Here is a 13114-nt window from a genome sequence, read left to right as displayed (position 1 = left end):
CGCCTGGGCACGTCTTCGCCCGCCCCCGGTGAGCGAGGGCGGGCGAAGTCGAGTGCGTCAGGCGGACGCCGGGTCGGACGCTGTCGTCGGGGAGGCTTCTACCGTCTCCTCCTCGACCGCCGCCGACACCTCTGCGTCGGTCACCGGACCTTCTGCCTCGGCGATGACGGCTGCCTTGGCCCGTTCTTCCGCGGCGGAGCTGATGGACCGCCAAGCGGACTCCGCAGCCTGCTGCTCCGCCTCCTTCTTGCTGCGGCCGGTGCCGGTGCCGTACGAGACGCCTCCGACGCGGGCAGCAGCAGTGAAGGTCTTCTCATGGTCCGGGCCGGTCTCGGTGACCAGGTACTCGGGAACGCCGAGCCCCTCGGTCGCCGTGAGTTCCTGGAGACTGGTCTTCCAGTCCAGGCCCGCGCCCAGATTCGAGGATTTCTCGATCAGTGGATCGAAGAGCCGGTGGACGAGTTCGCCCGCCGCTTCCAGACCCTGGTCGAGATAGACAGCGCCGATCACCGCTTCGAGGGTGTCGGCGAGGATGGAAGCCTTGTCCCGGCCACCTGTGCCCTCTTCGCCCCGGCCGAGCCGGATGAAGGCGCCGAGGTCGAGCCCACGGCTCACCTCCGCAAGCGCACGAGAATTGACCACTGCGGCCCGCAACTTGGCCAGCTGGCCTTCGGGCAGGTCGGGGTGGGTCCGGTACAGCGTGTCCGTGACCACGAGGCCGAGTACGGAGTCCCCGAGGAACTCCAGACGCTCGTTGGTCGGCAGACCGCCGTTCTCGTACGCGTACGAACGGTGGGTCAGGGAACGCACCAGAAGGGCGGACTCGAGCTTGTACCCGAGCCGCCCTTCCAGAAGGGTGTGGGACGAGGCTGTGTTGTCCGCCGACTGGGCCCCGCTCGCGCGGGGAACAGACTTCTTGGCGTCAGACATGGAGCCTCTCACCAGCCGCTCAGACCTCGAGAACCTGGCGCTTGTTATAGGTGCCGCAAGCGGGGCACGCGATGTGCTGCAGCTTGGGCTCGTGGCAGCGCTCGCACGCAACCAGGGTGGGGACCGCAGCCTTCCACTGCGACCGGCGGTGGCGCGTGTTGCTGCGCGACATCTTCCGCTTCGGAACAGCCACGGCTACTTCTCCTGCTTCTCGGCGGCGCGTTCTGACGTGTGCGCTTCGCCGCTCAACTCGTCCTTCTCGCCATCTTCGAGTGAACCGGCGAGTCCCTGCAGTGCCGCCCAACGGATGTCGACGGCTTCATGATGGTGCTCCGGGTCGTCCGCGAGCCGGGCTCCACACTCGGAGCACAGGCCGGGGCAGTCGTCCTGGCACACCGGCTGCATCGGCAGTGCGAGCACCACCGCATCACGCAGCACGGGTTCGAGGTCGAACAAACCGTCCTCGATGAAGAGCGTGTCCTCGTCGTCCTCGGCGTCGTCGGCCGGCTCCGCTTTCACGCGGCCCCGGTCGTCGGCGTCAGGGTACGAGAACATCTCCTGGAAATCCGCTTCGAGCTGCTGCTCGATCGGCTCCAGACACCTTACGCACTCCCCCTTGGCCAGTGCACGGGCGGTGCCTGTGACAAGCACCCCTTCCATGACCGACTCAAGACGGAGTCCGAGCTTCACCGGTGCGCCTTCCGGCACTCCGATGACTCCCTGGAGACCGAAGTCCTTGGGAGCGCCGATCTCACGGGTCAGGCGCTGCAGCGCACCCGGACGCCGACCCAGCTCGTGTGTGTCGAACACGAGGGGGTTGCGGTGGTCGAGGCGGGCGTTCAGAGCCATTCCTGCTTTCGATCTTGATACTCGGAGTACTGCCCTCGATGTTTCCCGGGCAGCATGGATCGCGGAGGTACACACGACCGAAGAGCCAGGATACTGGACCTTTCGCTCACGGCCCAATCCGGAGTCAGCGCCCCTGTTCGTACGCCCGCAGCTGCTCCGCGCTGATCATGGTGGTGTCGAAGAGGCTGGTCTCGTCGAGCACGTTCTCGTGCGGCTGGGCCTGGGGCGGCGACTGGGGCTGGGGCGGGAGCGCCTGGGCGGCCGGGGCGTACCCCTGCTGCTGGCCCTGGTCGTACGCGGCCTGCTGGTCGTAGCCCTGCTGCTGGTAGGCGGCGTACGGGTCGGCGGTCTGCTGCTGGTAGCCGTATCCGTCCTGCTGCGCATACTGCTGCTGGTAGGCGTACGGGTCCGGAGCCTGCTGCTGATAGCCGTAGGCGTCCTGCTGGGCGTACTGCTGCTGGTGGGGCGCGGCGGCCGGGGGCTGGGGCTGCTCGGCGGCCTGGGGCCGTCGGGCGGCCTGCTCGGGGATCTCCGCGAGGCCGTCCAGGTACTCGGCGTCGGTGGTGTGCTGCCCCGTGCCGTCCTCGCCGAGGGCGCCCAGGTCTCCCAGGTCGTCGCTGGCGATCCGGCCGTGCAGCTTCTGCCGGCCGCGGCCGACGGCGTCCAGGGTCTTGGCGAGCACCGCCTCGAAGGCGCCGAGCTTGACGTCGACGTATTCGTCGGCGCTGCGGCGCAGGGTCTCCGGGTCGTGGCTGCGCTCGGGGGCGTCCTCGTCCTCGTACCCCTGCTCGTCGGTGCCGGGGCCCGTGCCGAGGAGCTTCTCGCGGCCGCGGCCGACCGAGCCGAGGGTCTTGGTGAGGACGACCTCGAAGTTGGCGAGCTTGGAGTCGACGTACTCGTCGGCCTCGGCGCGGATGTCCTCGGACTCCTTGCGGGCCTCGGCCAGGATCCGCTCCGCCTCGTTCTGCGAGCGGCGGGCGACCTCGGTGCCGGAGATCAGCGAGCCGCGCTCGGCGTGCGCGGACTCGATGATCCGCTCGGCCTCCACGCGGGCCTGCTCGACCATCTCCTCGCGCCCGCCGATCAGCTCCTCGGCCTGGGCGAGAGAGCCGGGCAGCGCCTGGCGTACCTCTTCGAGCAGGGAGAGGAGCTCGGCGCGGTTGACCACGCACGAGGCCGACATGGGCATGGAGCGGGCGCTGCCGACCGCCGAGACGATCTCATCGAGCTTCTTCTGCACGTCCACCGTGTGCTCGCCACTCTCTACAGCTGTGTTGGAGACGGACGCATCGACTGTACGACCACTCCCGGCCCGCCCGACACCGGATGGCGAACTGCCGGGCCTCCCGGCGGAACCCGGCGGCTCCTCAGTCCTTTTTGAGCCGCTCCGTGAGCGCTTCGAGAACCAGGGGCGGCACCAGGTGGGAGACGTCTCCGCCCCAGGTCGCGACCTCCTTGACCAGCGAGGAGGAGAGGAAGCTGTAGGTGGGGTTGGTCGGGACGAAGAGGGTCTCGACGCCGGAGAGGCCGTTGTTCATCTGGGCCATCTGCAGCTCGTAGTCGAAGTCGCTGACCGCGCGCAGGCCCTTGACGATGGCCGGAATGTCGCGCTCCTTGCAGAAGTCGACGAGGAGTCCGTGGAAGGACTCGACCTCGACGTTCCCGAACTCGGCGGTGACCTGGCGGATCAGGTCGATCCGCTCCTCGATCTCGAACAGGCCTTTTTTGGACTGGTTGATCATCACCGCGACGTGTACGACGTCGTACAGCCGGGACGCTCTGGCGATGATGTCGAGATGTCCGTTGGTAATCGGGTCGAACGACCCGGGACAGACGGCGCGGCGCACTACAGATCCCTCGCTCTCCGGTCCGGTCATCGTGCGTCTTCGCACGTAGAGGCGGCGCGACCGTACCAAAACGTTCCTTCGCCATAGCGACGGGATCGCAGTGCTTCAAATCCGTCCGGCCATCGGAATTCGCCACCTCTGGTACCGCGTTCAACGGTGACGAGCGCTTCGCCCGCGAGCCAGCCCCCCGCGCGGAGTGTGAGCAGGATCTCGCGAAGATCGTCGTCGGTGACCGCGTACGGCGGGTCGAGGAACGCCAGGTCGTACGGGGCTTCCGGGGCGCCGGTGCGGACGATCTGTTCCGCTTTGCCGGATCTGACCTCGGCGCCGGGGAGCCCCAGGGTCTTCACGTTCTCCCGGATGACGCGGGCGGCGCGGGCGTCGGCCTCGACGAGGAGGGTGTGTCCGGCGCCCCGGCTGAGCGCCTCCAGGCCGACGGCGCCCGAGCCCGCGTACAGGTCGAGGACGCGGTCGCCCTCCAGGGGGCCGCCGAGCAGGGACCGCCAAGTGGAGAAGAGGCCCTCGCGGGCCCGGTCCGAGGTGGGCCTGGTGCCGGTGCCCGGGGGGACGGCGAGGCGTCGCCCGCCGGCGACGCCGGCGATCACGCGGGTCATCGCGGGTCCTTGCTGGAGGGGATGGTCACGGGGATCAGTCTGGCAGGTGGGGGGTGGTTCGCGTGGTGGGCGGGGGCGGTGCGGTGTGGTGCGGTGCGTTGTGACTGGGGGGTGTGCCGGGTGCGGGTCCGGTGGGGGCTGGTCGCGCAGTTCCCCGCGCCCCTTGACGGCGGGGCTTCGCCCGCGCCTCCCCGGCCGTCTGTCGGGTGCGGGTCGGGTGTGGCTGGTCGCGCAGTTCCCCGCGCCCCTGAAAAGCGGGGCTGCGCCCCTGCTTTTCAGCCCGTCCGGCGTTTGAGGATGAGGCCGTTCAGGCCGATCGGGGGGTCTGGGGGCGAGGGAAGGCCTCAGCCCTTTTCCAGGTACTGCTCCCTCTCCTCGTCCAGCAGCGCCTGGAGCGCCGTCCGCAGACCGGGCAGCCCCGCCAGCTCCGGATCGGAGGCGACCACCGAGGTCGCCTCCTCACGGGCCTCCGCGATGATCTCCTCGTCCTCGATGACCGCGAGCATCCGCAACGACGTCCGCGCCCCCGACTGCGCCTGCCCGAGCACATCCCCCTCACGCCGCTGCTCGAGGTCGATCCGGGAGAGCTCGAAGCCGTCCAGCGTGGACGCCACCGAGTTCAGCCGCTGCCGCGCCGGACTCGCCTCCGGCATCTCGGTGACCAGCAGGCACAGCCCCGCGGCGGCCCCCCGGCCCACCCGCCCACGCAGCTGATGGAGCTGGGACACCCCGAACCGGTCGGCGTCCATGATCACCATCGCGGTCGCGTTCGGCACGTTCACCCCGACCTCGATGACCGTCGTGGCGACCAGGACGTGGGTCTCCCCCGCGGCGAAGCGGCGCATCACGGCGTCCTTCTCGTCCGGAGGCATACGGCCGTGCAGCACTTCGACCGCGAGCCCCTGGAGCGGCCCCTTCACGAGCTGCTCGGCGACGTCGAGGACGGCCAGCGGCGGCCGCTTCTCCGCCTCGGCAGCGCCCTCGTCCTCGGGTGACGGCTTCTTCTTCGACTTCTTCGGAGCGTCGTCCTCGTCACCGATACGGGGGCAGACCACGTACGCCTGATGGCCGTTGGACACCTCCTCGCGCACCCGCTCCCACGCGCGCGCGAGGAAATGGGGCTTGTCCGCGGCCGGGACGACATGGCTGGCGATGGGCGAGCGCCCGGCGGGGAGCTGGTCCAGGACCGAGGTGTCCAGGTCGCCGAAGACGGTCATCGCGACCGTACGGGGAATGGGCGTGGCGGTCATCACGAGAAGGTGCGGCGGCTGCTTTCCCTTGCCCCGCAGGGCGTCACGCTGCTCCACGCCGAACCGGTGCTGTTCGTCCACCACGACCAGGCCCAGGTCGTGGAACTGCACCTTGTCCTCGATCAGCGCGTGCGTGCCGATGACGAGCCCCGCCTCGCCGGTGACCAGGTCGAGGAGCGCCTTGCGGCGGCCGGCCGCGCCCATGGAGCCGGTGAGCAGCACCACCTTCGTGGAGTCCTCGGCCCCGCCGAGCATGCCGCCCTCGGCCAGCTCACCCATCATCTCGGTGATCGACCGGTGGTGCTGCTGGGCGAGCACCTCGGTGGGCGCGAGCATCGCGGCCTGCCCGCCCGCGTCGACCACGGTCAGCATGGCCCGCAGGGCGACCATGGTGTTGTGGGTGACCGTGAAGTTGTCGGTGACATAAGCGTGGTCGGGGTGGGCGACGCTGATGCACTGGACCGGCTTGCGGCCCACGTACTCGACGGCACGCACTCCGCGCCGGAACGTGTCGGCCTTCGGGCGGGGGCGCACACGAGCGGCCTCACGGGACAGCGCGAAGGGCGCGTACTCGTCGGGGAGCTCCACCGACACGTCGAACGCGGCGCTCCGGGGCAGCACCCGCGCCCGGCCGCCCAGCGAGCGCACCAGCCATGCGAGATCCTCCGCGAGTTCGCGTGAGGCGGAGCAGAGAAAGACGCTCGTCCCCTCCGCGCGCACGGTGCCGGCAGTGTCCAGAAGTCCTTGCACCAGAGCGAGTCGATTCTTGACCGACGTGTTCTTGAATTCCTCCGGGATGAACTTGCCATGGGACGTGACACCCCACAGAGCCATGTCACACAGGGCTCGGACGACAGGATTCCGCACCTCACCGGAACGCTGCTTCAGCTGGATGGTGTAGTCGCACCGGGAGCCCGCCACGGGAACCAGTCGGCAGTCCGGCGCGACGGCGCTTGCCGCGGCGTCACGGATCTCCTCGTCCTCCGTGGACAGAAGCAGATCGCGCCGGAACGAACCGGCGCCGAGCAGCAGCCCGAAGAGATAGGGATCGAGCGGCAACCCGGCGTCCTGGCCCAGATCGACCGGAGTCACGACGGGGAGGTACCACTTCGCCGATCCGTCCGCCTCGAACGTGTCGAGACGGATCTCCCGAGCGGTCATCACCTCGGGCGGCTCTCCACCGTGCCATCCGCGGCTCGTGCCGACGATCCAGAGATGCTCGTCGTCGCACTCCACGGACGTGCCGTCGGAGAGCACCAAGCGCCAGACCGCACGCTCCCCCTGGGGGAAGACCCCGTCGACGACGGCGGTCGCTCCGTCGGGTACGACGACCTCGTCGCCCTCCCGCAGGTCTCCCATCGGCCGGAAACCCGTGGGCGTCAGCACCAGGGCGTCAAGGGGCTGGGCCTTGCCGGAACCCACCTCTCCCTGCAGCAGCCGGTGCATCGGGTGTTCCGTCGCCAGGTCGTCGAAGATCTCCCTGGTGACCTTCTGCTGGCCCTCGGTGAGGGTGAAGGGGAGCTTGGCGTCGAAGGCGGAGAGCAGTCCGTCCTTCTTGGGGCGCCTCGCCACGGCGGGCAGTTGGGCGTCCGCGTGGCGGCGGCGGGCCAGGGCCACCTGGAGGACGAAGGCCTCGTCCCACTTGAGGCGGGACCGGGCGTCCTCGATGTCCGCCTTGGTGTGCGGGCGGTGGATCTTCAGCAGGGCCTCGGGCAGCGAGACCAGTCCCCGGTCGCCCCGGAGCGCGTCGGGCAGCGGGTCGACGGCGTCCTGGGCGCTCGGCAGCACCGTCTGCACCGCCTTGGCGATCTTCCAGGACTCCAGCTTGGCGGTGGCGGGGTAGAGCGGGATCAGTGCTCCGGCCCAGGTGTCCACCGTCTCGGACGCGTCGTCCCCGCGCAGTGGCTCGTACGCCGGATGGGCCAGCTGGAGGCGGTGGTTGAAGACCGAGACCTTGCCCGCGAACAGCGCGCGCGTGCCGGGCAGGAGCTCCTTGTGGGGCTTGTGCACGCCGTGGCCGAAGAAGACCAGCTTGAGCCGGCCGCTGCCGTCCGTGATGGTCACTTCGAGGCGCTGGCCCTTGCCGCGGGGTGCCTTGGGCGAGGAGAACGTGTGCAGGCGCGCGTCGGCCACCTGGGCGACCACCGTCACGTGCTCGTCCATCGGCAGGTCGGCGAGGTGGGTGAGCTGTCCCCGCTCCTCGTACCTGCGGGGATAGTGGTGCAGCAGGTCGCCGACCGTGTGCAGGCCGAGATGCTCGGCCATCACCTTCGCGGTGGCGGGTCCGAGCACCTTCTTCAGTGGTTCTTCGAGCGCGGGCACGAGATCCATTGCACACCACGACACTGACAATGCCGTATACGTCCTGGAAATCTGCTGGTCAGACGGCTCGTTCGGGCCCTAGGATGTCCGGACTCCGGCTCTGTTCGCGGTCACCTCGTTTCCGGGACCGCCCGACCCCGCGCCGTCGCACGTCCCCCCACCGGCGCAGCGACGATGGATTCACAGACCTCTCAGTCATCTCAGGCCTCCCCGTCACCCCATACGTTCCAGGTCGACCTGCGCGGCCTCGTGGACCTGCTCTCCCATCACCTCTACTCCAGTCCCAAGGTCTACCTGCGCGAACTGCTGCAGAACGCCGTGGACGCGATCACCGCCCGGCGTGCCGAGCAGCCCGACGCGCCCGCCCTGGTGCGGCTCTTCGCCGAGGGCGGCACCCTGCGGGTGGAGGACTCCGGGATCGGGCTCACCGAGACGGACGTGCACAGCCTCCTCGCGACCATCGGCCGCAGCTCCAAGCGGGCCGAGGGGCTGGAGTCGGCCCGTTCCGACTTCCTGGGCCAGTTCGGCATCGGCCTGCTCGCCTGCTTCGTGGTGGCCGAGCGCATCCGGGTGGTCAGCCGCAGCGCGCGGTCGCCCGACGCGCCGCCCGTGGAGTGGACGGCGACCGACGACGGCTCGTACCGGGTCCGTACGCTGCCCCGCTCGGCCCGCGCCGAACCGGGCACCACCGTGTATCTGGAGGCCCGTCCGGGCGCCGCCGACTGGCTGGCCGAGGAGCGGGTGCTGTCGCTGGCCCGGGACTTCGGTTCGCTGCTGCCGTACGACGTCCGGGTGGGCGACGCGGCGGTGACGGACCTTCCGGCGCCCTGGGACCGCGCGTACCCCAGTCCGTCCGCCCGCAGGGTCGCCCTGGCCCGGCACTGCCACGACCTGTTCGGGTTCACCCCGCTGGACTCGATCGAGCTGACCGTGCCGCTGGCCGGGATCCGCGGGGTGGCGTACGTGCTGCCGGCCGCGGTCAGCCCCGCCCAGCGCGCCGGGCACCGCGTCCATCTGAAGGGCATGCTGCTCACCGAGCGGGCCGAACAGCTGCTGCCCGACTGGGCGTTCTTCGTGCGTTGCGTCCTGGACACGGACAGCCTGCGGCCCACCGCGTCCCGGGAGTCGCTGTACGAGGACGAGACGCTGGCGGGCGTACGGGAGGCGCTGGGCGAGCGGATCCGGACCTGGCTGACGGGGCTCGCCGCCGGTGATCCCCAGCGCCTCGCCACCTTCCTGGCGGTGCACCACCTGGGGGTGAAGTCCCTGGCGCGGCACGACAGCGAGATGCTGCGCACGATGCTGCCGTGGCTGCCCTTCGAGACCACCGACGGGCGGCTGTCCCTGGAGGAGTTCGCGCAGCGGCATCCGGTGGTGCACTTCACACGGACCGTGGAGGAGTACCGCCAGGTGGCGCCGATCGCGTCCGCCCAGGGTGTGGGGGTCGTCAACGGCGGCTACACGTACGACAGCGAGCTGATCGAGGCGCTGCCCTCGGTGCGCCCGGGGACGGTCGTGGCGGAGCTGGACGCCGACACGGTGACCGCGCATCTGGACGCGGTCGACCCGGCGGTGGAGCTGGCCCTCTCGGCGTTCCTGGGCGCCGCGCGGGCGAAGCTCGACCCCCTGGGGTGCGATGTGGTGCTGCGCGCCTTCCATCCGCTCTCGGTGCCCGCGCTGCATCTGGACGACCGCGCGGCCCGTCACGAACAGGCCCGCGCGGACGCCGAGGAGCAGGCCGACGACCTGTGGGCGGGCATCCTCGGCTCGCTGCGCGGCAGCGCCCCGCGCGCGCGTCTGGTGCTCAACCACCTCAACCCGCTGATCCGGCGGATCAGTTCGCTCGACGACCGCGAACTGATCGGCACGGCCACGGAGTCGCTCTACGGACAGGCCCTGCTGATGGCACAACGTCCGCTGCGTCCCGCGGACTCCGCGCTCCTCAACCGGGCGTTCCTGGGCCTCCTGGAGTGGGCCACCCACAGCAACCCCCCGGAGGAGGGCCACCGATGAGCCAGCCCGTCCCTACAGACTTCGAGTCGCTGCGCCGGGCGATGCAGGAGAACTACGAGCAGCCGGAGGGGCCCGCCCGCAACGCGCGCGCGGAGCAACTGCTCGTCGAGGCCGAGAAGCTGAACGTACCGCTCGCCGTGATCGAGGCGCTCGGCCACCAGCTGAAGGTCTACAACTACAGCTCCGAGAAGGACCGGATGTTCGTCCCCTTCGCGCGGCTGCTGCGCATGTGGGACGAACGGCCCGAGGACTTCGACGCGTACGAGGTCCACTCCCTGCACTGGGTCTTCAAGTGGGTCTCCTCCGGCATGGTCGGCCAGCCGCACGTGCCGCTCGCCTCCATCGAGAAGTGGCTCGCCGAGATGGAGCACCGCTACCGGCTCGCCGGTCACTCCGAACGGGCGGTCCGCAGCACCGAGTTCACGGTGGCCCACTCCATCGGCGACCTGGCGCGGGCCGAGCGGGCGTACACGGCGTGGCTGGCCGCGGACCGCGACGCCATGGCCGACTGCCACGCCTGCGAGCTGCACGACCAGGGCTGGTGGCTGGCCGAGCGGGGCGCGGACGCCGAGGCGCTGGAGCTGTGGCGGCCGGTCCTGGAGGGCGAGTACACCTGCGCCCACGAACCGCACGCCGTCCTCGCGTCCTCGCTGCTGCCCCTGCTGCGCCTGGGCCGGACGGACGAGGCACGGGCCCACCATCTGCGCGGTTTCCGGCTCGTGCGCCCCATGGAGAGCATGCGGGGCGCGTACGCGGACCATGTGGAGTTCTGCGTCCTCACCGGCAACGAGGCCCGTGCCCTGGAGCTGCTCGCGGAGCGGCCCGCGTACTTCACGGACAGCGGGGAGCCGCGCAGCCGGGTGGACTTCCTGGCGGTGGTCGCCCTGCTGACGGACCGGCTGGCCTCGCTCGGGTACGGCGGTCGGCCGGTGCCGGGTCCGCCCGGCCGTACCTGGACCGCGAGCGAACTCGCCGCCCACGCGCGCGTGGAGGCCCTCGCGTTGGCCGGACGCTTCGACGAGCGCAACGGGACGACGTATGTGAGCGAGCGCGCCCGCCGGCGCATGGCGCAGGCACCGCTGGTGGAGCGCCTGCCGCTGGGCGTACGCGCGGCGGGGGCCGCCACCGGCGCCGTGCGGCTCGCGACGGGGGCCGCGACCGCCGCGGACGCGGAAACCGCCGCGGGGACCGGCCCGGGAGCGGATCTGCCCGCGCTGCTCGCCGAGGCCCGCCGGCTCTCGGAGTCCCTGCACCCGGAGTCCGTCACGGCGTGGGCCGCGGTCGCCGAGGCGGTCGGGTCCGCAGGAGACGCCGGGGACTCAGAAGACTCAGGGGTTACGGGGCTGGCGCCGCGCGACCTCGCGGAGATGACCGACCACCGGGCGATGGGCCTCGGCCCCGAGGGCGTGGACCTGTTCGCGCGGGCCGCCGAGCTGTACGAGGAGGCGGGCGACCCGGGCGAGGCCCTGGCGGCACGCTCGCGCGGGGCGTACGTCCTGGCCCTGGCCGGCCGGAGCGACGAGGCGCTGGCCGCGATATCGGAGCCGTACGAGCGGGTGCTCGCGCTGTTCGCGGAGGGCGGGACCGGGCTGCGGCAGGCCGCCTCCGTGCTGGTGGGGCGGGCCCGGATCCTGTTGCACCGGGTGCACGAGGCGACGGAGACGAACGGGGCGCAGGGCGGGGCCGCGGGCGGGGAGGCCGCCGCGGAGACCGCCGCGCGGGAGCTGCTGGCCCTCGCCGGGCCCGGCGCCGGGGACGATCTGCTGGTCGCCTCGCGGGCGGCCGAGGCTCAGGCCGTGCTCGGGCAGCTCGCGGCGCACTCCGGGGACGTGGAGCGGGCCGTGGAGCTGTTCACGCGGGCCTCGGAGGCGTTCGTCGCGGCGGGGCTGCCGTGGCTCGCGGTGGAGTACGAGGCCCGGCTGACCGGGCTCGCCCGGCACCTGGGCGACGCCGAGGCAGCCGAGCGGGCGGCCAGAGCGGCGCTGGAGCACGGGGCGCCCTTCGTGGAGGCGCCCGGTCAGGCGCAGCTGCATCTCCAGCTGGCCGAGATACTCGGCGCCACCGGGCGGTTCGGGCCGGCCGCCGACCATGCCCTGGAGGCGTCGCACTGGGCCGACGAGGGCGGCGAGAGCGCCACGCTCGGTGCCTGGGCGCGGCATCAGCTGGGCGGTTTCCTGTTGCGTCAGGAGCGGTGGGCGGAGGCCGCGGAGGTCCTGGAGTCGGCGCTGGTGGAACTGAGCGCGCAGACGCACGGGGACGGGGCGATCGTGCAGACCCGGTGGTGGCTGGGGGACTGCCTCACCGAGCTCGGTGAGCACCGCGAGGCCGCCGAGCACTGGCTCCGGGCCGCCGACATCGCCCGGCAGTGGCCCGAGCAGCAGGACCACGCGACGCTGGCCCACCTCGCCGCCGAGGCGCTCGGCCACGCGGGGCTGCTCACCGAGGCGGAGCGGGCCTATGAGCGCGCCGGTGATCTGTGGCGGACCCTCGGCAACGTCCACGGGCTGATCCGCTCACTGCGGGCCCGCGCGTGGCTCGCGGTGCGCGGCCGGGACGAGGAGCTGTCGGAGGATGCCGGGCAGGCGGGGCTCGACGCGGCACGGGAGTTGATGAACAGGGCGGTGGACGCCGCCGAGGCCGCGGTGTCCGAGGACGCCGCGGGGCGGGTACGGCTCGTGGCCGAACTCGCGCACACGCACCGGCAGTTCGGTGACCTGGTCGCGCGGTCCGTGCCCGGGGACGCCGACGACGACGCGATCCGGGCGCTGTTCGAGGAGGCGCTGGCCCATCTGACGCTGGCCGTCTCCGGCTTCCTCTCCCTGGGCGAGGAAGCCCTCCACAGCCGCACGGACGCACAGCTGGCGGCGGGCTGGCTGGAGGCGGACCTCGAGCATCCGGACTGGGCGGCGGGGCGGGCGCGGGCGGTTCTGGCGGCGTACGCCTCCGGCGCGGACGCGGACGAGACGGCGGTGGCCCGCCGCGCCGAGGCGGAACGCCTGCTACGAGCCACGCAACCGGAGACATGACGAACCGACCGCCCGTGGCTGATCGCACAGTTCCCCGCGCCCGGCCCCGTCAGGGGCGCGGGGAACTGCGCGCCCAGCCACAACGCACCCGCAGCCGAACGGCAAGGGCGCAGCCCCGGTTCTCAGGGGCGCGAGGAACTGCGCGACCAGCCACAACGCGCCCGCAGCCAGCAATCCAGCAGCAGAACCCCCGGGGCGCAGCCCCGGTCCTCAGGGGCGCGAGGAACTGCGCGACCAGCCACAACGCACCCACAGCCAGCAAC

9 protein-coding genes are annotated in these 13114 nt (G+C 71.5%); 2 read left to right on the top strand and 7 right to left on the bottom strand.

What is annotated here, in order from left to right; genetic code table 11:
- Positions 1–57: 57 nt before the first annotated feature.
- From rnc to ACLVWQ_RS25335, 7 genes are all read right to left on the bottom strand, one after another.
- Positions 58–930 (bottom strand): ribonuclease III, encoded by an 873-nt coding sequence (gene rnc / locus ACLVWQ_RS25365; RefSeq protein WP_414111462.1) that lies wholly within the window; start codon positions 928–930, stop codon positions 58–60.
- A gap of 19 nt (positions 931–949) precedes the next feature.
- Positions 950–1123, bottom strand: coding sequence for a 50S ribosomal protein L32 (rpmF, locus tag ACLVWQ_RS25360; protein ID WP_006139588.1), 174 nt, complete (start codon positions 1121–1123; stop codon positions 950–952).
- A gap of 2 nt (positions 1124–1125) precedes the next feature.
- The gene (locus tag ACLVWQ_RS25355) at positions 1126–1779 is read right to left on the bottom strand and encodes a YceD family protein (protein ID WP_414111461.1); all 654 of its coding nucleotides are present in this window, start codon (positions 1777–1779) and stop codon (positions 1126–1128) included.
- Positions 1780–1903: 124 nt separating this feature from the next.
- Positions 1904–3025, bottom strand: coding sequence for an ATP synthase F0 subunit B (locus tag ACLVWQ_RS25350; protein WP_414111460.1), 1122 nt, complete (start codon positions 3023–3025; stop codon positions 1904–1906).
- A gap of 121 nt (positions 3026–3146) precedes the next feature.
- Positions 3147–3626 carry a pantetheine-phosphate adenylyltransferase gene (gene coaD, locus ACLVWQ_RS25345; protein ID WP_414111577.1) on the bottom strand — a complete coding sequence of 160 codons (480 nt, stop codon included), beginning with the start codon at positions 3624–3626 and terminating at the stop codon, positions 3147–3149.
- Between the two features lie 26 nt (positions 3627–3652).
- Positions 3653–4390 (bottom strand): 16S rRNA (guanine(966)-N(2))-methyltransferase RsmD, encoded by a 738-nt coding sequence (gene rsmD, locus ACLVWQ_RS25340; protein WP_414111576.1) that lies wholly within the window; start codon positions 4388–4390, stop codon positions 3653–3655.
- A 194-nt stretch (positions 4391–4584) separates the two neighbouring features.
- Positions 4585–7821, bottom strand: coding sequence for a helicase-related protein (locus ACLVWQ_RS25335; protein WP_414111459.1), 3237 nt, complete (start codon positions 7819–7821; stop codon positions 4585–4587).
- A gap of 165 nt (positions 7822–7986) precedes the next feature.
- Between ACLVWQ_RS25335 and ACLVWQ_RS25330 the strand changes: the two genes are divergently transcribed.
- Both ACLVWQ_RS25330 and ACLVWQ_RS25325 read left to right on the top strand, forming a co-directional pair.
- Positions 7987–9825, top strand: a complete 1839-nt coding sequence (locus ACLVWQ_RS25330; RefSeq protein WP_414111458.1) for an HSP90 family protein — start codon at positions 7987–7989, stop codon at positions 9823–9825.
- Positions 9822–12851: a tetratricopeptide repeat protein gene (locus ACLVWQ_RS25325; RefSeq protein ID WP_414111457.1), complete on the top strand. Its 3030-nt coding sequence runs from the start codon at positions 9822–9824 to the stop codon at positions 12849–12851. The genes ACLVWQ_RS25330 and ACLVWQ_RS25325 overlap by 4 nt, the downstream gene beginning before the upstream one ends.
- Positions 12852–13114: the final 263 nt, after the last annotated feature.

Origin of the sequence: Streptomyces sp. CWNU-52B (assembly GCF_047444975.1) — a bacterium.
Taxonomy (GTDB): domain Bacteria; phylum Actinomycetota; class Actinomycetes; order Streptomycetales; family Streptomycetaceae; genus Streptomyces.
The sequence above is the reverse complement of the archived record's forward strand: the minus strand, read 5'-3'. Positions and strand labels throughout refer to the sequence as shown.